This is a genomic window from Streptomyces sp. NPDC026417 (assembly GCF_055567695.1).
This window is the reverse complement of sequence record NZ_JBVHPY010000046.1, coordinates 1-21,209: the sequence shown is the minus strand read 5'-3', so window position 1 is coordinate 21,209 and position 21,209 is coordinate 1. Positions and strand designations below refer to the sequence as shown.

At 63.1% G+C, this 21,209-nt stretch carries 11 protein-coding genes and 18 pseudogenes; 18 read left to right on the top strand and 11 right to left on the bottom strand.

All coding sequences use genetic code 11. The features are described from left to right. Window positions 1-411, bottom strand: a pseudogene (locus ACZ4NT_RS37135) (transposase family protein); the annotation flags it as partial. 261 nt (window positions 412-672) lie between these two features. After that, window positions 673-1,114, bottom strand: a pseudogene (locus ACZ4NT_RS37130) (transposase); the annotation flags it as partial. 7 nt (window positions 1,115-1,121) lie between these two features. Between ACZ4NT_RS37130 and ACZ4NT_RS37125 the strand changes: the two are divergent. From ACZ4NT_RS37125 to ACZ4NT_RS37100, 6 genes and pseudogenes are all read left to right on the top strand, one after another. Next, a pseudogene (locus ACZ4NT_RS37125) lies at window positions 1,122-1,297 on the top strand (transposase); the annotation flags it as partial. A gap of 503 nt (window positions 1,298-1,800) precedes the next feature. After that, window positions 1,801-2,463, top strand: a complete 663-nt coding sequence (locus tag ACZ4NT_RS37120; RefSeq protein ID WP_467729756.1) for a transposase — start codon at window positions 1,801-1,803, stop codon at window positions 2,461-2,463. Window positions 2,464-2,674: 211 nt separating this feature from the next. Then, window positions 2,675-2,938: a CopG family transcriptional regulator gene (locus ACZ4NT_RS37115; RefSeq protein ID WP_467729754.1), complete on the top strand. Its 264-nt coding sequence runs from the start codon at window positions 2,675-2,677 to the stop codon at window positions 2,936-2,938. Further along, window positions 2,935-3,351 carry a DNA-binding protein gene (locus ACZ4NT_RS37110; protein ID WP_467729752.1) on the top strand — a complete coding sequence of 139 codons (417 nt, stop codon included), beginning with the start codon at window positions 2,935-2,937 and terminating at the stop codon, window positions 3,349-3,351. Before ACZ4NT_RS37115 ends, ACZ4NT_RS37110 begins: the two co-directional genes overlap by 4 nt. A 447-nt stretch (window positions 3,352-3,798) precedes the next feature. Continuing rightward, window positions 3,799-3,963, top strand: a pseudogene (locus tag ACZ4NT_RS37105) (winged helix-turn-helix transcriptional regulator); the annotation flags it as partial. Window positions 3,964-4,157: 194 nt separating this feature from the next. Further along, window positions 4,158-4,298 (top strand): annotated as a pseudogene (locus ACZ4NT_RS37100) (IS5/IS1182 family transposase); the annotation flags it as partial. Window positions 4,299-5,665: 1,367 nt separating this feature from the next. On the opposite strand, the gene ACZ4NT_RS37095 reads toward ACZ4NT_RS37100, so the two are convergent. Both ACZ4NT_RS37095 and ACZ4NT_RS37090 read right to left on the bottom strand, forming a co-directional pair. After that, window positions 5,666-6,025, bottom strand: coding sequence for a deaminase (locus ACZ4NT_RS37095; protein WP_467729758.1), 360 nt, complete (start codon window positions 6,023-6,025; stop codon window positions 5,666-5,668). 374 nt (window positions 6,026-6,399) lie between these two features. Beyond that, window positions 6,400-6,804, bottom strand: coding sequence for a methylglyoxal synthase (locus ACZ4NT_RS37090; protein ID WP_467729750.1), 405 nt, complete (start codon window positions 6,802-6,804; stop codon window positions 6,400-6,402). Between the two features lie 690 nt (window positions 6,805-7,494). Here ACZ4NT_RS37090 and ACZ4NT_RS37085 point away from each other — a divergent pair. Continuing rightward, window positions 7,495-7,944, top strand: a complete 450-nt coding sequence (locus ACZ4NT_RS37085) for a transposase (protein WP_467729748.1) — start codon at window positions 7,495-7,497, stop codon at window positions 7,942-7,944. Continuing rightward, a pseudogene (locus ACZ4NT_RS37080) lies at window positions 7,901-8,005 on the top strand (IS5 family transposase); the annotation flags it as partial. The gene ACZ4NT_RS37085 and the pseudogene ACZ4NT_RS37080, both read left to right, overlap by 44 nt. Window positions 8,006-8,127: 122 nt before the next feature. Here ACZ4NT_RS37080 and ACZ4NT_RS37075 read toward each other — a convergent pair. Then, a complete protein-coding gene (locus tag ACZ4NT_RS37075) occupies window positions 8,128-8,556 on the bottom strand; it encodes a hypothetical protein (protein ID WP_467729746.1) in 429 nt (142 codons plus the stop codon). A gap of 230 nt (window positions 8,557-8,786) precedes the next feature. Here ACZ4NT_RS37075 and ACZ4NT_RS37070 point away from each other — a divergent pair. Further along, window positions 8,787-9,590: pseudogene (locus ACZ4NT_RS37070) on the top strand (IS5 family transposase). Here the strand turns inward: ACZ4NT_RS37070 and ACZ4NT_RS37065 are convergent. Further along, window positions 9,587-10,083: pseudogene (locus tag ACZ4NT_RS37065) on the bottom strand (transposase family protein); the annotation flags it as partial. The pseudogenes ACZ4NT_RS37070 and ACZ4NT_RS37065 sit on opposite strands and share 4 nt — an antisense overlap. Window positions 10,084-10,282: 199 nt before the next feature. On the opposite strand from ACZ4NT_RS37065, the pseudogene ACZ4NT_RS37060 reads away from it, so the two are divergent. Together ACZ4NT_RS37060 and ACZ4NT_RS37055 are read left to right on the top strand one after the other, a co-directional pair. Continuing rightward, window positions 10,283-11,483: pseudogene (locus ACZ4NT_RS37060) on the top strand (IS110 family RNA-guided transposase). Between the two features lie 64 nt (window positions 11,484-11,547). Then, window positions 11,548-11,826, top strand: a complete 279-nt coding sequence (locus ACZ4NT_RS37055; RefSeq protein ID WP_467729760.1) for a hypothetical protein — start codon at window positions 11,548-11,550, stop codon at window positions 11,824-11,826. Window positions 11,827-11,845: 19 nt separating this feature from the next. Here the strand turns inward: ACZ4NT_RS37055 and ACZ4NT_RS37050 are convergent. The 3 pseudogenes from ACZ4NT_RS37050 to ACZ4NT_RS37040 form a co-directional block, all read right to left on the bottom strand. After that, window positions 11,846-12,178 (bottom strand): annotated as a pseudogene (locus tag ACZ4NT_RS37050) (helix-turn-helix domain-containing protein); the annotation flags it as partial. Window positions 12,179-12,246: 68 nt separating this feature from the next. Next, a pseudogene (locus ACZ4NT_RS37045) lies at window positions 12,247-12,354 on the bottom strand (IS5/IS1182 family transposase); the annotation flags it as partial. Window positions 12,355-12,477: 123 nt separating this feature from the next. Beyond that, a pseudogene (locus tag ACZ4NT_RS37040) lies at window positions 12,478-12,684 on the bottom strand (IS630 family transposase); the annotation flags it as partial. A gap of 264 nt (window positions 12,685-12,948) precedes the next feature. On the opposite strand from ACZ4NT_RS37040, the gene ACZ4NT_RS37035 reads away from it, so the two are divergent. Both ACZ4NT_RS37035 and ACZ4NT_RS37030 read left to right on the top strand, forming a co-directional pair. Beyond that, window positions 12,949-13,479 (top strand): hypothetical protein, encoded by a 531-nt coding sequence (locus ACZ4NT_RS37035; RefSeq protein WP_467729744.1) that lies wholly within the window; start codon window positions 12,949-12,951, stop codon window positions 13,477-13,479. 384 nt (window positions 13,480-13,863) lie between these two features. Further along, window positions 13,864-14,100, top strand: a pseudogene (locus ACZ4NT_RS37030) (helix-turn-helix domain-containing protein); the annotation flags it as partial. A gap of 98 nt (window positions 14,101-14,198) precedes the next feature. On the opposite strand, the gene ACZ4NT_RS37025 reads toward ACZ4NT_RS37030, so the two are convergent. Further along, on the bottom strand, window positions 14,199-15,551 hold the full coding sequence (locus ACZ4NT_RS37025) for a chymotrypsin family serine protease (RefSeq protein ID WP_467729742.1): 1,353 nt from the start codon (window positions 15,549-15,551) through the stop codon (window positions 14,199-14,201). A 700-nt stretch (window positions 15,552-16,251) separates the two neighbouring features. Here ACZ4NT_RS37025 and ACZ4NT_RS37020 point away from each other — a divergent pair. Further along, window positions 16,252-16,365: pseudogene (locus tag ACZ4NT_RS37020) on the top strand (transposase family protein); the annotation flags it as partial. Between the two features lie 121 nt (window positions 16,366-16,486). Beyond that, a pseudogene (locus tag ACZ4NT_RS37015) lies at window positions 16,487-16,723 on the top strand (transposase); the annotation flags it as partial. Window positions 16,724-16,865: 142 nt separating this feature from the next. On the opposite strand, the gene ACZ4NT_RS37010 reads toward ACZ4NT_RS37015, so the two are convergent. Further along, the gene (locus ACZ4NT_RS37010) at window positions 16,866-17,615 is read right to left on the bottom strand and encodes a transposase (RefSeq protein WP_467729740.1); all 750 of its coding nucleotides are present in this window, start codon (window positions 17,613-17,615) and stop codon (window positions 16,866-16,868) included. 115 nt (window positions 17,616-17,730) lie between these two features. Between ACZ4NT_RS37010 and ACZ4NT_RS37005 the strand changes: the two are divergent. The 3 pseudogenes from ACZ4NT_RS37005 to ACZ4NT_RS36995 all read left to right on the top strand — a co-directional run. Further along, window positions 17,731-18,492, top strand: a pseudogene (locus ACZ4NT_RS37005) (IS5 family transposase). A 380-nt stretch (window positions 18,493-18,872) separates the two neighbouring features. Then, window positions 18,873-19,442, top strand: a pseudogene (locus ACZ4NT_RS37000) (transposase); the annotation flags it as partial. Window positions 19,443-20,576: 1,134 nt separating this feature from the next. Then, a pseudogene (locus tag ACZ4NT_RS36995) lies at window positions 20,577-21,132 on the top strand (IS110 family transposase); the annotation flags it as partial. Between the last annotated feature and the right edge of the window lie 77 nt (window positions 21,133-21,209).

Sequence of the window (21,209 nt, the reverse complement as noted above, 5' to 3'; positions counted from 1 at the left end):
TGTGCTTCTGCGAGTAGTAGGGCTCGTCTGCCCTGATGCGGTCGGTGGGAATCAGCGTCCCGTCGACGATCACGAAGTCGCCTTCGCCGAGTCCGGTCAGGGCTTCGTGCAGGCCGGGTGCCCAGGAGGCGAGTATCTCGATCGTCTCGTCGACGTAGCGCCAGGCGGTTGCCTCGGAGACCCCGAAAGCGGCGCCAACCTGCTGATACGTCTCGTTCTTTCGTAGATGCGCCAGGGCGAGGAGGGCCTGCTTGAAGCAGCTCAACTTCCGCCAGGGAGATCACAGTTCACGCCTTCGGGCGTGGATGAGCCAGGAGACATGCTCAACGAGCTCGTACGGGACGTCGAGCATGGAAGGATACGGAACCAACAGGGCCTCTCGGTCGCCGGTGTGATGAGTGGAATCACCACGCCAACGACGAGGGGCCCTGCCTCGTCACCAGACCCGCTGATCAGCCTGTTTCACCCGCCGGCACAGGATGAAAGAGGCTCACTGAGGTTGAACTCGTGATGTCGTGGGGGCTGACGGGTCGTCGCCTGTGCGGTATCACCGGGGCAACTGGTATCCACAAAGGGGGCGGGCTGACCGCCGAACGGCAGCAGTTCCGTGTGGAGTTACGGCTCAAGGCCGCCGAGAGGTTCGCCTAGAGGTTGTCCCGTATGGGCCGTGAGTTATCCGGTGAGGGCCAGGTTGTAGAGCCGGGCGATGCCGAGCATGGCCTGGTGAACCCCGTTGCCCTTGAGTCGGCAGTCCCGCAGGATCTTCCAGTTCTTCAGCCGCGACAGAGCATGTTCCACCCGGGCTCGAGCCCTGCGGTGGACTGCGTTCTCCGCTTCCTGCTGGGGGTTGAGGTGGTTCTGGCCTCGTCGTTTACGGTGTGGGATGAGCAGGCCGGTGCCTTGATATCCCCCGTCGGCGATGGTCGGGGCGCCGCGGCAGGCCCGGTCGACGCCGGACTTAGGTGAACGCACGGCAGTCGTTGCGGCTCCCGGGCAGTGGCAGGCCGATGGCCACGACCAGGCGGCTGTTGGTGTCGATGACGACTTGCAGGTTGGTCGAGTACCGATGGTTCTTGCTTGAGGCCGCGACGTTGCGGTCGCGGGTGGGCACCAACGGGATCGCCGCACATCAGCAGTTCGGCGGTCCGATCGTGCTCGTCTGGGACAATCTCAACGTCCACAAGTCGCTGACCTGCAGGAATGGGCGGCAAACCGCGACTGGCTGACCCTCTACTACCTGCCGCCCTACGTGCTCGACCTCAACCCCGTCGGAGGGGTCTGGTCCCTTCTGCGACGCGGCCGGCTCCGCCCGTCGCGTTCGGCGGCCCCTAACACATCGTCCAGAGCATGCGACGCGGGCTACGGCACCTAGTAACGCGGCCGGCTCATAGACGGCTGCCCCACCGAGACCGGGCTCACCATTAGCCGCCTGCGCAACCCAGCGACATGATGAGTTCAACCTCAGTGGCTTATCCAGCATGGTATAGGCGGGCCAGTGGGGGACTGCCTCGGGCATGCTGACCCTGGGCGGGCAAGTCACCCAGTGCCGGTGATCCTGACGGGGTGCCAGGGGCGCAGGTCGACACGGGTCCTGTCGTTAGGGCTGCTGGCCGTTGGCCGTCTGTCCGTAGGAATGGCGCTTCCATTTCTGTCCGGCAGGCCGGGGAAGTGGACATGGACGGGCACAGCGGGCTCCGCCAGGTATGGGTCCGCTGGAGCTCCGCGCCCACACCTGGGAGCGCAGGCATCGGCAAGCCAAGATTGATCGATCGGGCGGCAGTCACAGTCAGGCAGTTTCGTTTGGATCTGTCGGTCGCTAGTCCGGGTGTGCCGTTGACTGGTGTGCAGGGGGCGCGGATTGAACCGCTGCTTCCGGACCGGACGCCGAAGCGGGGCGGCCGTTGGCGTGACCATCGCGAGGTGATTGACGCTATCGTCTACAGGTTCCAGACCGGCATGCAGTGGGTTCACCTGCCGGAGAACTACGGCAACTGGCGAGGGGTCTACAGTCGGCTGCGGATGTGGGCCGTCGACGGCACGTGGGAGCGGGTCTTCATCGCCCTGGTCGCCCAGGCCGATGCGGACGAGGACCTCAACTTCAATTGGGTGGTGTCGGTCGACTCCACGATCGTGCGGGCTCACCAGCACGCGGCGGAAGCTCTCAAAAAGGGGCTCCGGCCGGCGAACAGGACGACCATGCCATCGGCCGGTCCCACCCGCTACGAGAAACATCTACCTCGCTGGACTCCACATCGCAGGAGCCGGCAAACAGGCTTATGCGCCCTCACCGGCAGCGAAGTTCCTGAATCCCTCACCGAAGCATGGCATCTTCGAGAATCCGGCCTCATTCTCGAAGACGATCCAGGCCCCCGAGCGCAGCCGCGCTGGTGCCAGGTGCGGCCACACCTCCTTCACCCAGCCGGCAATGGCTGCCTCCTCGTGCTCGACGGGTCGGAAACCTAATGGTCCGCGGCCACGACGTCGCAGCATCTGGGAGATCCCCGACAGGGTCATGGACTTGTGTAACCGTCGGCCGATCAGCGTCTTGATCCGGGCGGGCGTCCACTGCTGGCCCGGCCAGCCGTGAACGTCGGGCCATCCGCAGCGAGCGACTCGACGGCTTCGCCGTGCCAGCCCCCACTCGATGGGGAGGATCAGAGGTAGGATGAGTAGCATGAGGGACCTTACCGGAAAGTACTCAATCACCATGCCCCGCGACATCGCCGAGGCCGCCAGGGCCCGCAGTGGCCCTTCGGGCCTGTCTGCCTATGTCGCGGCCGCTGTCGCGCGCCAGATCGAGCGGGACAATCTCAACGAGCTCATCCAGGTCGCCGAGGCCGAGCACGGGCCCATCACCGACGAAGAGATCCAGGCCCTGCGCGAACAGCTCCACCAGGCCCGGCAGCAGCAAACGCAAGGCGGGGCGAACGCCGCGTGACCCGCTCGTCCGCCGCTACCTCCGGCGGCACCCTCGTCCTTGACAGCAAAGGGCTGGCGAAGGCCATCCTTCGCGACCGCACCGTCACCGGCTGGCTCGCCCTCGCTCACGCCGACGACCTGCGGGTGATCACTTCCGCGGCCACCCTCGTGGAAGTGGTCCACCCCCGGATCAACCGCCCGGCCCTGGAGTGGACCCTCTCCCGCCTCGTCATCGAACCGGTCACCGAACCCATCGCCCGCCACGCCGCCGCCCTCCTCGCCGACGCCGGCCTGCACGGCCACAATTACGCCATCGACGGCATACTCGGCGCCACCGCCCTCGCAGCCCCCGGTCCGGCGACGGTTCTCACCTCGGACCCCGAGGATCTAACCGTCCTGTGCGGTTCTCGCATCACTGTCATCAAGGTCTAGCATCGGCTCTGCGGTACCGATCCTCTTCGGCGCTCCGGCAACCGGCTGACCGGCGTGCACGATTTCGTCCCACAGCAATTCGGTGGATCTGCCAGTCGCCTAACGAGCTCGTGCACGGTAGGTGGTGAGGCGTCGAAGGCTTCGACGTGGCTCGGTATTCACATCTGCCGCGCCGAGGCCAGGTCTGCGGTCTGCTGGTGAGACAGCAGACCGGCGACGGCCTGGACGGTGTGGCTCATGTGCTCGCGGCGCAGGAGAGGGCGGGAGAGGGAACCCTGTGGAGGCTGAGAGATCCCTTCACGATCACCACGTCAGGCTATGCGCCAGTTCGAAAAATCCACTCACGACGGGGCACCACTTGGGACGCGGCGGACAGTCTCCAGTGATCCCCGCGGTGCGCAGGAATCTCCGGCCTGGCGAGCGCTTCGGTGATCCGATGACTGTCGCGTGATCGAGCCTGAGGTCATCTCCACCCGCCCTGTAGCGGTCCACTACCGGATCACCCCTCTCGGCAAGACCCTGCGACACCCCATCGACGTGTTGCTGGCGTGGGCCTCGCAGAACATGCCCGCAATCGAACGAGCACGCCAAGGATTCGACATACAGCAAGAAGAGGAGGCGGCAAGCGCTGGACCCACCGCCGCGACCGACTGCCCGACACTTACCAGGCCATCGCCGGCCTCGTCTCCGACCGCACAGCCACCGTCTGAATACAGACCACGACCGGGCAAGCACATGACTCAACCGCTATCACGCACCAACTCGTAAGACCGTGTCCTATGTGGTGATCGCTTGTTGGACTGTTCATGGGGCGGGGTAGGTGGCGTTGGATTGTTCCGGACGGGTTGTGGGAGATCGCCGAGCCGCTGATCCCGCCGTCGAGGGTGCGGCCGCAGGGCGGTGGGACGCAGGACACGTCTGATGAGACGCTGTTCGCGGCGATCATTGCCCATAGAATGTTTCGGCGCTCGTAGCCGAAAGCTACCAGGAAATCCTCGGACTGTGGACCACCGACGAAGAAGACGCAAGCACTGGCTCCGCGTCCCGACCGAGCTGAGGAACCGCGGTGCTGTGTGATGCTCGTCTGCCATGGACTGAAAGGGCTGCCCGAAGGGTCAGGGAGCTCAGGCTCAAAACCGTGGCCACTTCCTGTAGGCGTCGTTCCGTTGTGCGGCCGTCCGCCTCACCACATAATCTGTAGACGTCCTCCCGGATTGCCTTTCACACCAGCAGACCGCCATCGGACCCACCGGCTATCGGGGTGTGGACCGGGGCAGCAGATCCGCGTCCTTCTACGTGACAGACACAGACTCATGTCCTGAGGCGGGCGAAATCCCACCAGTTCTTTGAGCGGACGATGCCTGTGCTCGACCTGGAGACGCGATGAGGCGTGCGCCTGTCCCGTGACGGGTTGGGCCCGGTTGGTGCGTTGACTGCGTATGGGTGGGGTGATTTCAGCTCGCGATGAGCGAACGTTCTTGGTCCGGCTGGCTGTGTGGATGATGCTACACGCAATTTCCAAGCTCCTACGAAGCCCTATCAAAAACGCTGGTCCAATCACCGATTGCACTGTCGAGAACTGAGGCCGCTGTCCATCGCTTTTCATGTATGGCTGGCTGCTCATGTTGCCGCAGAAGCCCGGCTACGGCAGTGACTGCGGCCGGAGCCGCGAGACGGTCCAGCGGCAGCGGCCCACTGCTGTGAGCGGCCTCATGCCGCCAACCGGCTTCTGAGGACCAGCGCAAGGTCATGTCACTCCACTGTAGGAGAATAGTCAGCTCGCAACTATCAATTGGAGCGTTCACGGTAAGCGAGTGAGGAGTTAAGCCGGCCACCGCCAGTGCGGTGTGGATAGCATCAGCATAGGCCAGGTGGGGCAACATTATTTCTTCCTGATGAGAGATTTGATCGACGTGCGGGTTATGCTCGGCCGTCATGCTGCTCCACCGTCGCTGGGGGGCACGGCTGTGAGCCTCACCTCCTGACCCCCTTTCACACCTGTAACCCACTTCGCCTATCGGCAGCAGCGGCGCGGTCACCGAGGAGCAGATGATGCTCGCTGGACAGCAGTACCCGCTTATACAGTTCATCGTCGTCAGAACCGATACCTCCGGACTTCCCCGGGACGTCCAGCGACACGCGACAGCTAATGGAGCATGTGCAAGATCCTGGCGGAAACGATTGAGACCCCAGCATGTCTGAAGGGCTTCCGCGGCTGGCGGGCAGCAGCGGAGCCCTCCAGTAGCACGGCCCTCAATTGCGCCGAACTAACTAATTCCAACATCACGGACACGGTCAACCGGATCGATTTAACTCAGTGCGTAAGTCGCTGCACGAGGTCAAGATTTCCCACGACATTCGGTTCAACTGTATAATGCGCGCGAATTACGCCAGCCTGCGTTAGTGCTACTTGGCAGCGCAGGCACGGTTTTGCTATCCTAGGCGTGCCATTCGAATCAATGCGCGCAACATAAATTTTAGCACCATCTGTACGCGACGCCCTCCGGAGCACTGCCTCTTCGGCATGGAATGTGGCGTGAGTAAAGGATACAGCTGGGTTATTGCGCTTCCGGTTTGGTGAAGCTGCAATTATGCGACCTCCCTTGACGAGTACAGCTCCGACGCGCTGGCGGCAGTCTGACCTTGTCGCTTGCTTGAGCGCCAGATCAATCATGGTCATCGCGTTAACTCTTTTCGTCAAGCACCAAGCCGCACAGCGAGGCCGATAAGACTATCCAATGTTCAGAAGCTATCACCTGAGGCTTGCCGCTACTTTATCTCACTCAGAAGGGGCCGCGACCGGAGCAATCGCTACTCAAGAGTTGGCATGGGTGGGGCTCCTCGGCCATCCTTGAAAGAAGGGGTCTTGAGCCGCCTTCAATGTGAATCGCCCAGGCGGGCCCGATTTGCGATTGCCGAGTTGAGTGAGAAGATCACCGAGATAAAGCGGAAGTCTTGCAAACCTAGGGGCTTCGGCGGCACGCTTGCCGTCAATTTTCGACGTTGAGCATGCGATGATGCAGCGTAATCACCGAAGTCATCAGTTCACTATTGCAGAAGCAGCGACATCGCCTCTGCGCTAGCAGGGTTCAAGGCTATGGGAATATTAGATAGAGACGCTATCCTTATAAGCGCCTGAATATCATACGTGTGCGGAGCGGCCCAAAGCGGGTCCCAGAAAAAGATCAGCAGCGACACCTGCCCTTCCGCGATCGCGGCCCCAATCTGCTGATCGCCGCCGTGAGGACCGGAAGCCACCTCCCTCACCGATAGTCCAAGTTCCTCGCGAAGCAACCGTGCGGTCGATCTCGTCCCCACCAAATGTTGACGGCTAAGACTTTGCTGATGGGCCTTCGCCCAGAGCAACAGCTCTTGCTTTTGCTCATTATGAGCGATTAGTGCAATCATGGTATCCCAGATATTTTGGCACCGCCATGCATGATATTTCATCATCTCGACATAACTATATGGCCCTAAGTCTACACAAATCACTACTAGCGACGCGGTCACTCATCGAGAGTGAATCTGGGCGATTTCGCGACGCTGAAATACGTCCTCGATGAGGGTGAGGCGACAAAGAGGACAACATGGCTAAGCCATGTCTCAGACTTGGGAGGGCGCACCTATCGGGCAGAGGCAGGCCCCGTCGATATGGGCATTCCGGTAGTTGCCCTGCGATGCCATCCGCTTACTTAATATCAAAATGTGATCAACGCTCCAGCTTGAACCCTTCACCCTTATCGCCGTTTGGGGAATACTCGAAGGCGCCAAGAGGGCGGAAGGGTTTACGAAAACGACTTCTCTACTTACCTTAGGTCGCGAATGTTAAATCTACTGAGTAATCCCTACTCAAAACTGCCCGGCTAGAGCCTCAACGCATGATCCTGCGATGTCCAGGATGCGATCAGAAGCAGACCCAACTGCGGCTGTACAACTGGCCATGAGAAGTGTCGATGAGATCACGGTGGTTTCGAGGCTGCCGCCGATGATGATGCGGCACCACATGGGCGATCTTCCGCCCATGACTCCAGAGGTCCGCACATTCGGAGGGATAACCCCTGCGGGAAATCACTTCGGCGTGGCCGATAATGGGGTCAATCATGGCTACGGCTACGTGCCACCCCGCCTTGGGCCAATCTGCCTGTGGACTGCCCGCCGTACCGGCGTGTGCATGCGTTCGCCCGCCGCTGGCAGGTGACGGGTCTGCTCGCCGAGCTCCACGACCGGCTGCGTGACCGCGTGCGGGACAAGGAGAGCCGCTCACCGGACCCGACGGCCGCGATTGTGGACTCGCAGTCACTGCGGGCAGCGGCGAACTTCCCGCGATCGACGACCGGCTGGGACGGCGGGAAGAAGGTGGGTGGCCGCAAGCGGCACCTGGTGGTGCACTGCCTTGGCCTGGTCCTGGCCGTCGCGGTGACCGCGGCGAGCGTGCAGGACCGCGACGCCGCCGTCCCGCTGCTTGAGCGGCTGCGACAGATGTGCTTCGTCCATCCGCCTGGTGTGGGCGAACGGCGGCTATGCCGGGCGGCTGGTCGACTGGGCAGCCGAGAACCTCCACCTCACCCTGGAGGTCGTCAGACGCACCGATGACACCACGGGCTTCGTGGTGCTGCCGCGCAGGTTGGTGGTGGAAAGAACGCTCAGCTGGCTGATGCGTTCGCGCCGCCTGGTGCGTGACTACGAGACCCTGCCCGTCATGCACGAGGCGATGGGGCTGTGGGTCGATGACGATGCTCATGAGCGGCCGCCTGGCCGGACGCCGCCCCGGTGCCTTCAGCCGGTCGGCATCACGAGCGCGGTGAACACTCCCGGCCGCGCCTGCCGAGCCCACCCCCGCTCCACCAGGCGTTTCGCCTTCGACCGCAGCCCCTCGACCTTCGCCGGGACCACCCGAAGCCCCAGAGCCCTAGCCAGCTCCTGACAGCGCATGCCCTCCCTGTCCGCTTCCGGCTCCAGCACCGACACGATCCGCTGGTAGTCCGGCGCCAGGACCGACACCGTCATGCCGTCGGTCAGGTGGGGCACCACCGAGCCGGCCACTGAACCCCGCTGCGGCTCCTCGACCACGGAAGGCGGCTCGGCCAGCACCTCGGTCACCGTCACACGGGCATCCACCAGCCGCTGAAGAGCCCGTTCCGCCTCGACGAGCGCGGCCTGCACCCGCTCGGCCTCCTCCTGAAACAGTGCGATCTCTTCCCGCACCTTCTTCTCCCGGGCTTCCAACAGACAGACCGAGCACCGACGGCACCAGCCACCTCCACGAGCGACGCGAGCGAACGAACGGTCCGCATCTCTCCCGCCGCCGACCGGAGTTCATGCCCACCCAGCCCGAACCAAACGATCACGTTCGGAAAGCGGATGGCGTCTTAACTGGCTCTAACAAAAGCGGGTTGACCATGTGACTGTCTGCTTGATCGCTCGTTGATGTGGTCATGGGGAAGCGTCAGTCGCGGCCGTGGATCGTGTCGGACGAACTGTGGTCGCTCATCGAGCCGTTGCTGCCCCAGCCGCCGCCGAAACAGGTGGAAGGGCGACCACGGGTGCCCGACCGGCAGGCCCTGTGCGGCATCCTGTTCGTCCTGCATACCGGATCCAGTGGGAGTACCTGCCCCAGGAGCTCGGCTTCGGGTCGGGCATGACGTGCTGGCGCTGCCTGGCCGCATGGAACGACGCCGGTGTCTGGGACCAGCTGAACAAGCTGCGCTCGAAGAACCAGCTGGACTGGTCCCGGGCGGTGATCGACTCCTCCCACGTCCGGGCCGCCCGCAGGGGCCCAAAAGCGGACCCAGCCCGGTCGACCGCGCACGCCCGGGCAGCAAACACCACATCCTCACTGACGGCCAAGGGATCCCGCTCGCGGTATCGCTGACCGGCGGAAACCGCAATGACGTCACGCAACTGCTGGCCCTGCTGGACAAGATCCCAGCGGTCGCGGGTGTCGTCGGCCGCCGCGCAGGAGGCCCGACATGCTCTTCGCCGATCGCGGCTACTACCACGACAAGTACCGCCGGCTCCTGCGGCAGCGCGGTATCCGGCCCGCGATCGCCGAGCGTGGCCAGCCGCACGGCACGGGACTCGGCACCTTCCGGTGGGTCGTCGAGCGGACGATCTCCTGGCTGCACCACGGCTTCCGCCGCCTACGGATCCGCTGGGAACGACGCGACGACATCCATGAGACCTTCCTCGGCCTCGCGGTCTGCCTGATCACCCACCGACACGTCCAGAGGCTTTGTTAGGGCCAGTAAGCCGAGATGGTGGCTGGTCGGTTCATGCGGTCAGGGGCGAGGTTGTGCATGTGGGCGACGGCCTGGACCGTGTGGTGCAGACCGTTGCCGCTGTCGGCAGTCGCGGAGGATCTTGAAGTGCTTCAGCGGGCGTAGGCGTGCTCGAGGCGGGCTCGGACTCGGCGGTGCTTGGCGTTATCCTCCTCCTCGCCGGGCAGGAGGGCACGTCCTTGGCGTTTGCGGTGTAGGACGACGAGTCCGGTGTTGATGTACGCGCCGTCGGCAAGCACGGTGACGCCCTCGCATGTTGCAGCCAGGCCGGAGTCCCGCCATGCCCTCGCATCAGCGGTGTTGCCGGGCACCGGCCGGGCCGCGGCGACCACGGCTTGGTGTTGGCATCGATGATGACCTACACGTTCGCTGAGAACCGGTAGGTGCGCAAGGACGCCCCGGTCTTCCGGTCGCGGACGGGAATGAGGGTGCCGTCCACGATCCACAGCCGCTCCGTAAGTTGTTTGGCGGTCCGGAAGAGTGGGGTGTGGCTCTAAAGTCGCTTGCCCCCGGTGGCTCCGGTGGAGTGGCCGCCCCACTCTTCCGGGCGCCTGGCCGCTGATTGAGATCTGCGCATGATCGCTGTTTAGGGAGCTGACGGCGGGTGTTCCTCGGGCCAAAACGGCATGCTGCCCTGAACCGAGGAGACGCACATGGCCGAGCATCAAACTCATCTCTGGGTCGGGATCGACGCCGGTAAAGCCCATCACTGGCTCGCCGCGGTCGACGAAACCGGGGCAACGATCTGGAGCAAGAAGGTTGCCAACGACGAGAGCGCGATTCTGACCGCCCTTGGCGAGATCCTCGCCCTCGCCGACCAGGTGCACTGGGCCGTTGACATCGCCGGCACCGCGTCCGCGCTGTTGCTGGCCTTACTCGCCGCCCACGGCCAACAGGCCGTCTACGTGCCCGGCCGGACGGTCAACCGGATGTCCGGGTCCTACGGTGGTGAAGCCAAGACCGACGCCCGCGACGCCTACGTGATCGCCGACACCACCCGTCTGCGGCGGGACTTCGCCTCCATCAACGTCCCCGCCCAGCTGGCAGCCGATCTGGCTCTGCTGACCGCCCACCGCACCGACCTGATCGCCGACCGCGTCCGCATGCTCAACCGGCTCCGCGACGTGCTCACCGGGATCTTCCCAGCTCTGGAACGGGCCTTCGACTATGCCGATCACAAAGGCGCGCTCATCCTGCTCACCCGCCACCAGACCCCAGCCATACGGCGCCACGGCCAAGCCCGCCTCACCACCTGGCTCAAGGGACGCAACGTCCGCCACCCCGACGCAGTCGCGGCCACCGCTCTGCAGGCTGCCGGGACTCAGCACGTCACGCTGCCCGGCCAGGATGTCGCGGCCGGTATCGTCGCTGACATCGCCATGCAGGTCCTCGCCCTGGACGACCGGCTCAAGCACATCGGACCAGCAGATCCGGCAGACTTTCCGCTCCCACCCCCAGGCCCGCATCATCGAGTCCCTGCCGGGCATGGGCTCCATCCTGGGAGCCGAGTTCATCGTCGCAGCCGGTGACCTGAGCACCTACGCCGACGCAGGCCACCTCGCCTCCGCCGCCGGCCTCGTGCCCGTTCCACGCGACTCCGGACGGCGCACCGGAAACCTCTACCGCCCCAAGCGCTACAGCCGACGCCTCCGTCGCGTCTTCTACCTCTCCGCCCAGACCAGCATCATCCGCGAAGGCCCCAACCGCGACTACTACGTGAAGAAGGGGGCCGAGGGCTGCAAGCACGTCCAAGCCGTCATCGCCCTCGCCCGCCGACGTGCCGATGTCGTGCGGGCGCTCTTGCGTGACGACAGGCCATTCACCCTCCATCCACCCGCCGCCCAAGCCGCCTAAACGGACCAGCGCGCCCCGCCTACCTGGCGATAGCCTGTGGGCCAAACCAGAGAGGCGGGCCCCAGTGGGCTTCGACGCAGAACGATCAGCGCGCATCGCTGCCATGCAGGAAACCGCCCGGCCCGTCTGGGAGGCAACCGACAGCACGGACGCACTCCAGCAGTTCCTCAAGGACAACGGGTGCCACGGAGTGGAAGCCGTGTTCGTGACCATGAACCTGCTGAACTGCGATCTTGCCGAAGCTCAACGAGCCTTCTTCAACGCCCCGTGCCGCGACGCCGAACGCCACTTCCACAACCATGCCATGGACCTGCTCGAAGAGGCCGCCGACCACGACGCCTGACAGTGCCAGGGGCCCAGCATGTGCCTTGACTCGGCCATTGAGACTCCACCGCGTCGACCGGACGGGTTGCCGGCTCGATGGCCAGGAGCGGCCGCAGCCGCTGGATCACCCGGCACACCGTCGCGGGGTGCGACACCGAAGAGCGGGAGAGCCGCCGCATGGTGAGGTTCGTGCGGTAGTAGACGGCCACCAGCAGCACCCGGTCGGCCAGCGGCAGGCACCACGGCCTACTGCCACCAGGCCCGTTCCCGCCCCGTTCCCGCACCGCCTTCAGCAGCCGTTCGAACTGCCGCATCCGCAGACCCGTGAACGTCTCCACCCATAACGGCTCAGCTCTCAACACCCCACGCATGCAAGGGAAATGCCCGAACCGACGCCTCCTGCAACACGCTTTAGAGGTTGTCCCGTATGGGGTGTGAGTTATCCGGTGAGGGTCAGGTTGCGGAGCCGGGCGATGCCGAGCATGGCCGGGTGAACTCCGTCGCTCTTGAGCCGACAGTCCCGCAGGATCTTCCAGTTCTTCAGCCGAACCCGACGCGATCCCCGAGATCACACACTGAACTGGTCCCACAGGCGACGACATCGGCAAGCCCCCCGCTGCCACTACCAGGGAACAACCAGCTCAGGACACGAACCACTGCTGGAGTACTAAATCTGGGATTGCTTGTCGACGCAGAACACCATGGCGCGCTCATGTGGATCCAGGTAGAGCCCGACGACATCGTGCACCTTGTCCACGAAGAACGGGTCCTACGACGACTTGAACGTATCGATGGGACGAGGCTGCAGGCCAAAGGCCCGCCAGATTCGTGCGACGGTCGACTTTGGCAAGCCCATCTCCGTGGCCATCGCCCGTGTTCGCCCCGCGCAACCCGTTCCAGAATAGGTCAAATCAGCATATCCGACCCCGCAACCAATCCAACGACCAGCCACATAAGACATGGCTTAATTCATCACATTCCCAGTCGAAAGTGGAGTATGCGTGACTCAAGGCAACGGGGGTAGGGTGCAATACGATTTACCCAGCTACGCACAACAAGAGGGCGCCTCGCGAATGATGAGCGGAGCAACCTTGGGTGGCGCCCTGTCCTGAAGATTTTAGCATACCGGAAGGAATAGGACATGAGGAAAAGTAAAGCCGTACTTGCGGCCTGTGCGGCGATAGTTTCAAGCTTTGGATTTTCTGCCCTCGCAACCCAACCGGCTGTCGCGGCGGACGGCGCTCCCTTCAAAGTCTGCTCAAGCTGGAAAACCCTTGCAGATGGGCAGACTGCCGCTCGCGAATGCCTTCGCGGATTCCATCGAGATTATGTATTTGTTGCCAGCGACTATGACTATCCGTTTGGATATATTCAGGTTTCCGTATTGGAGGTCAAAAATACTAGCAACGCGCTTACCGTTGTAGATGGGGCGTACGGTAATGTGATGGCCACAACTGTACCTGGTTCAGTGGGAAAGGCTTGTGGCGGCTTTGTTCTCCTCCCGGGCGAATCAGCCAAGTGTGAGAGTGACGAGGCCTGGGTGGGGGAAAACGACGATTACCCGACGGCCGATACATACGGAGTAGGGCAGGTCAAGGTGCTTCATGGGGGGGAATGGGTACAGTCAACCATTTTCTCGCCCCATAAGCCGTCGGGCTGGGGAAGTGCGTGATGATTAGCCGACACGCGGGAGACGGGTAGTCTCTGGCGGTCTTTGGAACCGGTTTAGTGAAGGGCGTGAATGATTGCCATGGTACGAGGTTGCCGGACGCGGCTGATTAACCATCGATGGATCCGGCATGCGACCCCGCAAAGGGGTCGACCTGTACCCGCGCATAAGGTTCGTGCGTCGTGGACGAATTAATAGCATAGCGTCCGAGCGGATGGGCAGGAGTCGAGGTATTGCCTCCTGTCCATCTTTGTGCGCCACTTATCTTCTTGAATTGTTTTGACCTTTATATGCCTTATGTTCTAGCTGACGATAGAGAATCCGGGGTCGATATGGCCCACGAGCCTTGTTGACAGTGCTCGGTCTTGAACATGGCGAAGACCTCCGATGTGGTGGAGCTGTCTAGGAACACACCGCACGGAGGTCTTCGTGTCCCACCGTAATGCCCAGCTGACCGTTCACGGCAGACGGATCCTGGCCGAACGTGTCCTGGCGGGCCGTCCCGTCGCACACGTTGCCGCGGAGACGGGCATATCCCGCCCCACGGCCCACAAACGGGTCCGCCGCTGGCGGACCGAGGGGGACGCAGGTCTGCACAACCGCTCGAGCAGGCCCCGCACGACCCATGATTAAACATGATTCACTGCAGATAGCAGCGAGGTGGCAGGGCTGACTTCTTTCGCGGCCGTTCGCCCAGCGTCAGCCCTACCACGGTGGAGACTTCAGTTGTCGTACGTTGATACCGTAAACTTCCACTGGTGCTTCAGGTTCGCAATGGGAATAAATCCCACATTTGATCCACACGCCAAGTTGGGGTTTAGACTGTAAACTCCGGTGCAGGGTACATCGACCTCATGCAGGCTCATCAGTCCCATGGCCATGAGCTGCCCGGAGGGTGCATCTGGCACGTAGACAGGACCACCGCTATCGCCCCCTGAACTAACGACAGTCTCGGGAGTGAGGCCCTCGGCCCAGGCCACCCCATGCACGGTAAATCCTGGAGATCCGTCCGGAAACGCGGGAAACACAGTACCGTCCAATGCGACGACGGTAGCAGAGCAATGCTCACCGCTTGCGGCGCCACCAGTGCACACGAAATCCCCCAGATGTGTCCCGCGCACTCCCCCTACGGGCGCGGAAGTGGTCGATCCCGCCGGCCCACGGTAAACCCTGGGAGAAACTGGTATATCGAGGAGGGCGCTATCGCTGCTCTCGCGAACTTCTGCAGCAACTCCTACGTCTTTTCGCTTGCTTGGATCCTTGTGTGTTGGATATTCCGTGGGAACCGCTATCTTATCTCCAGGGTGGACACAATGCGCCGCGCTAAGCATCCGGGCGTTTCCGGCGGAATCCTTAACGGCGAATGACGTTGAGCATTCCCACTTAGCCTGCCCGTTTCTTATCGTCTGATAAACGGCCCCGCCCCAGAATGGGCTGGTGTCTTTATAGCGGCCGAATGCGAACGTGGGCTTGATTCCTACAGTCAGATGCACAGGCACCACTGAATCTCGTACGGCCGCTAGCTTCCTAGCCGCGTTTGGGTCGCCAACTATTTTAACGCCTAGACCGCTACCATCCGGCATCGGATAGACGGCTGATACGTGCCCGCCCTCATTGGAGGCCAGTGTTTTAATGAAGCGCCCCTGTGCCGAGCTCAGTTCGGATTGCGAGTATGGTGCGTTCTTGACGACTGACGAGTATCCTGTCGGCAGTTGGCGGAGTGACTCTTGAACCGCGTCAGGTGGAGTGCCCTTCCAGCGCAAAATGAGCCGTTTCCCCTTGGGGTCTACTTGGATTGAGCTGAAACCCTTGTTGCTCGACCTTCGGGCCAGCGCCGAAATGTGATCTGCTGAATTATCTAGAGTCTTCTGCGCCTCCATGAGTGTATTGAATGAGGGGAAGCCTGCCGGTAGGTCCGGTGTGGATTTGTAAGCCTCTATGGGCTTTACTGGACTATCGCCAGATTGAGCAAGAGAGGAATGTAGCCCTGTCCCTCCGCTTGCCGCAATGGCTAAAGTGAAAATTATACCCAATCTCTTTCTTGCGAAGAGCTTCCTCTTTTTGCTGCCGCTCATTCTTAATCCCCTCGACTGATGCGATGGTAGTGGGAGTCGGAGAGCTAGTCGTCTCCAGGTAGCGTTCTATTCGAGAAGGGGAGGGTCCGCATCAGGGTGGCACCCTGAAATTTTGCTAACGCATGCTCTGTGCCCCGTGGAGGTGGCGGACCTGTTCCTAAGATTCATCTTCGCGTTGGGGTGATATCGCTCAGACTAGTACTTATCGCCCCCCCTTTCGTTGGGTGAGCCCGACAGGTGAACTGTTCGGTGGCACGTGGTTCTGGCTGACATGCCTGATGATGAGTAGGTCATGCTTCATAACGGGTGGATCACCGCTGTAACCTGGTGCGGGTGAAAAGCGAGAGGCACGGACGCTTATATAGAGAGTTTTGTCTTGTCAGGGCTGTTTGCTAACTGGGGGTTGACAAGGCCAAGATCAAGTAATCGGGGGTGGGGCGATCAGGTCGTGAGAGCCTGCAAGAAAAGCGGTTGAGTTTGGGGCGGCCCGTGATGTGCCTCGAATGGGGGAATAGCGCGGTGCCTACCAGCAACGGCGCTGAGGTTGCCACTCGCGCTGACCGTGGAGCCCCTGGGCGGAAAACGTCGACGCACTCGGCGCCTTGTACGAGCCTGACAGCCTTCGCCGGCTGCGCCAGCGGGTCGAGAAGATGCTGCCGAAGGTCGACCCGCTGGTGGGTCTTTGTGGACCGACCGGCTGGTGGCCACGCTCATCCACCTGCGGCATGATCTGCCGCGCGCGATCCTGGGTGTGCTGTTCGGCGTCGGTCGCTCGACCGTCGCCTATGCGTTTGGCGAGGTGGGCCGACTGCTCGCGGAACGGGGCTTTGTAGTTCCCAGCCGTCCTGATCTACGGGTTCGTGCGCTGGAAGATGTGTTCGCCTATGCCCAGGCCGAGAGTGTCGGACTGCGGCGGGACGCCACCGAGGTCCAGGCCCGAGAACCGGTTTGGGCGCGGAGCGATGTGCGGCGGTTTGAACCACGGCCGAATCGACGTCGATCGGCTGCGGACGGTGTTGGCCGGCCTTTCGCTGCCGAGGTTCGAAGGCGGGCGCCTGGGGCTGGCAGTCGATGTGTCGCCGTGGCTTCGCTCGGACGCGCCGTGCTCGGCGGAGCGGCTGTTCTGCCACGGCTACGGCTGGGCGAAGACGGTCTCGCAGTTCATTCCGGGCTAGCCCTATTCCTTGGAGCTCGTAACACGATCTTGTTGAGGTGTCCTGGCAGGGCGTGCCCGATGTGGCGATTCCGCCGTTCGGGAGGGTGTGAGTACTGGGCCGTGGATCGTGGATGACGACTTGGGGACGCTGAGCTTGTTCAGCGGTGAGTCTCGAGGGTGAGGATGGCTTTGGCGATTGACGTCATCCGGCTCGGTTTGCAGCGGGCTTTGCGGAGGATCCGCCGAGTCTTGGCCGACGCGATGGTTCTTTCGACGGGCCACCTGAGACGGGAGTGTGCTCGGTTGACGCACCTCTGTTTGTCCGTGAGGTCTTTTCCCGGCCGTCGCCTGTGCGGTACGGCGACGATGTCGCCGGCTCCCTGGTAGCCGCGGTCGGCCAGGACCGGGATGCCCAGCCGGGTGCAGGTGGCGATGATCCGGTGCTTGCGTGCGGCGGTGAGATCATGGATCCGTCCGGGCAGGGCGGGTGAGATCCACACGAGGGTGCCGTCCGGAGCGGTCACCACCTGCAGATTCACCCCGTGCCGACGGTGCTTTCCCGAGTAGTCCGCTCTGCCGTCACCTGTCCGGTCGCACTCGGCGAGTGTTCCGTCCAGCAGGACGTAGCGGGCATCGGCCGATCTCAGCGCCGCGGTCAGGCCCGGTGCGAGCCCGGCCAGGTGACCGATCACGGCTTGGACATGGGCGTGGGCCGTGCCCAGGCTGATACCGAAGGCGGCCGCGAGCTGCCGCAGGGTGTCGTTCTTGCGCAGGTACACCAACGCCACCAGAGCACGTTCGGATGGCGACAGCCGACACCGTCGGTCACCCTCCCGAGTGACGATCAGCATCGTCACCCACTCCACCAGGGCATGCGGGACATCGAGTACGGCACGATAAGGAACCACGAGGCCCCCGAGTCGAAGAGCTGCGGACGTCAGACATCCCGCTCAACGCTCAGGGGCCTCGCTCGTTACTCCACACCCGTCATCACCCGATCAGTGGCCACACTGAACAAGCTCGCTGATCGAGCCGCTGTTGCCGCCCTGGCCTGAGCGATCTCCGGGGCCTCGGCCGGTGGCGGACCGGCTGTGTCTGCGGGGCATGCTGTACGTGCTCCACAACGACATAGCCTGGCAACTGCTGCCCTTGGAGCTGGGGTTCGGCTCCGGCCAGACCTGCTGGTGGCGTCTGGAGCGGTGGCAGCAGGCCGGGGTCTTCGAACAGCTGCACCGCATTCTGCTCGCTGAGCTGAATGCGGCCGGCGAACTCGACTGGTCCAGGGCGTGTGTGGACGGCTCCCACATCCGTGCGAAAAAGGGGGAGCCGACACCGGTCCGTCACCGGTCGACCGGCGGAAGACGGGCAGCAAGCACCACTTGATCTGTGACGGACGCGGCACCCCGCTCAGAGTCATCACCACCGCTGCCAACGTCAACGACGTCACCCAGACCCTCGCCCTGGTCGACGGCATCCCGCCCGTGGCCGGGCGTCCCGGCCGGCCACGCCGCCGCCACGATTCGCTGCTCGGCGACAAGGGCTACGACTCCAACCGCGAGGAGCTGCGCAAGCGGCGGATTCTGCCGGTCATCTCCCGCAAAGGCGCCCCGAACATCAAGGGCCTGGGCAAGCTCCGCTACGTGGTCGAGCAGACCTTCGCCCTGCTCCACCAGTTCAAACGCCTCGCCGTCCGCTGGGAAACGCCGAACCGAACTCCACGACGCCTTCGTCTCATTGGCCTGCGGCCTCATCTGCTGGAGGCGACTGAAGAAGCACCGATCATGACCGTGCCACGAGCTCTTAACTACAATGCACACCACTCACCCAGAGGGCCGGCCACCCGCGTCTGTGTGAAGTCGTGCACGCGTGATCATCTCGGAAGGCCACGGTCAGCACCGGGAACTCCCTGCTCGGTGACCGAACCTCGACGTATCCCTGGCCACAGGAACGCAGGTCGTTGAAGCAATCTGACAGATCCTGCACCTCTGAACGTCTCTCAACCGGATCGAACAGTCCCGATTCCGGCGACGTCGCCGCCCACACCACGCTCACCCAGTCCCGCTTCCCCACACAGGGCCATCGCCCACAATCCAGGGCCACACTCCCACGCTCCACCACGACACGACTACTGGGACTGGGTCTCATGATCGTGTTACGAGCTCTTGGTGGCCGTGCTGGAGCTGGGTGCCACGTCCCCGGCCGCGATCCTGGACGGGCCGGTGGACAACGCGACCGCGGTCACCGCTGCCCAGTTGAGGGGTGTCGCCGAAAGGCTCATCGCCGCTGGTCGCTGGCAGGCCGGGGACCCGGCCATCGTGATCGTCAGCGATGCTGGCTACGACGTGACCCGTCTGGCCTGGGGCCTGCACGATCTGCCGGTCGAGTTGGTCGGCCGGGTCCGCTCAGACGCATGATGCGTCTGCCGAAACCGGAGTCTACGACCCCGAAGGGCGGACGGCTGCCCAAAACCGGCCCGGAATTCCGGTTCACCGAGCCAAAGACCTGGCCCGAGCCCGCGATCACCATAGTCACCGACACCACCAACTACGGCAAGGCCGAGACCCAGGCATGGGTCGAGTTCACCCAGGCTCACCCACCGCCCCTCATGGCTCGACCACGATGGTAAACTGCCTTTCTTTGATGGGTCGTTGATGCGCCTTAAGGTCGAGTACCTGTCGAAGAATCGGGATGCTCCGCCGTTGTGGTTATGGTCCTGCAAGACCGGCGCCACCCCGGATCAAGCAGCACCGGGCACCCGACTACGACGTCGGTAAAACCGTCAAATGCCCCGATACTCTCAAGGCCATCGGCAGACCAGGCAGATCCTGGTAGATAAAGGGCAAGCTTAGACGGCGAGTCGCTTACGCATCAGCACCGGATCGCCACAGCATCAGCAGACCCGATCCGATGGTCTACTACCTCAGTCACGCTGGCTGGTAACAGCATCGACCGCCGCGTTCAGATCGTCGTCCATCGCTGAGCCATCGAGGAAGAGACAACCTCCCTCGGCCATGGAGCCGGGGGAGACGAGAACCCCTCCAGGATAAAGCTGCGGGCCAAATTGGACCATGGTGACACCATGCACTCCGAATGAAGAGCAGTGCGACGGAAAGCGCCATGCAGAGACGATGATGGCGGCGCTCCTGCACAGAGCTATCCCGCAAGCCCGCCGCCATCTATCTTCGTCGTAGGCCTTGATCCGCCCAGCTGAACCGCTCTAAGGGAAATCCGCACAAATATTGCTCTGCTTGGGTCTACTCGCGGACTGATTACCGTCGACTCTTCATAGCCGAATGAGCGGTTGCCACGCAGTTGTTCGCGTCCCTTGTGACACGATCTACCAGCTGGATCTGGAGACCTCCGACCTCTCTGTTCTCCCTGATCAGTCAACCTGCCTGCTGGATGTCGCGCATTAGGGACACCCCCCAACAAAAGCATGGGGACCAAGCCAGCGGGTCGCGACCTGCTGGAGCGCCACTTCTCAGATCACGTGCTGGCTGTCGCCTATAGTCTGCGCCGGTCACCCATCAGCCTGCAGGGTCAGCCAGGAGCTGCAGACTGTCGCTCCGGATAGTCGGTACGACGGATGACCGTGAGGCACCAGAACACAGCCTGTGGCCTATGTGCCTCCCCCATTGACGTCGTCGTGGCTCCGCAATGGTGCCTCCGCCCTCGGGTCCGGCATGACTTCCCTTCTCCTGTGTTGATGATCCGGGGTGGTGTCACCGGGCTCGGAGGCATCGACGGACCGCTGTTGAGGGGCGTGAGCACTGGCTTCTCCCAAGGCCGGAAGAGCTCTCCGTGGCGTGGATGTGGCAGCTCGGTGCCCTGGCCAGGCCGGACGAAAGCGTGAGCGGAGGGGCCTGCACGTGATCGACACCGGCGGCATCGACGTCTTCCTCGGCCTGGACGTCAGCAAGTGCGAACACCGCGCCACCGCCGTCCCCCCGGCCGGGAAGAAGGCATCCGGCAAACGCCTGTCCGACACCGAACCCAAGCTCCGCAATCGGTTCGTGGAACTCCAGGCCAAGCACAGAACGGTACTGGCGGCCTTCGACCAGCTGGCCTCGATAGGAGCTCTGGCGGTCGCCCGGGACATGGGCTGCCTGGTCGCCTACTCGCCCGGGCTGACGATGCGGCGCATCGCTGACCTCTATCTGGGCGAGGCCAAGACCGACGCCCGTGACGCGTTCATCATCGCCGACGCCGCCACGCGCCATGCCCCACACCCTGCGGGCGATCGACAGTGAGGACGAGACGATCGCCGAGCTGGAGGTGATCGCGGGCTTCGACGACGACCTGGCCGATGAGGCTACGCGGGTCGCCAGCCGGCTGCACGGCCTGCCGACCCAGACCCATCCTCCGTTGGAACGGGTCCTGGGACCGCGGTTGCAGCACCCAGCCGTCCTAGGCACTGTTTCTCGGATCTCCCTCTTGGGGTGGGGTGTTGGGGGCAGGCTGGCTCCATGGGACGCGGAGACCTGACGAATGCGGAGTGGGAT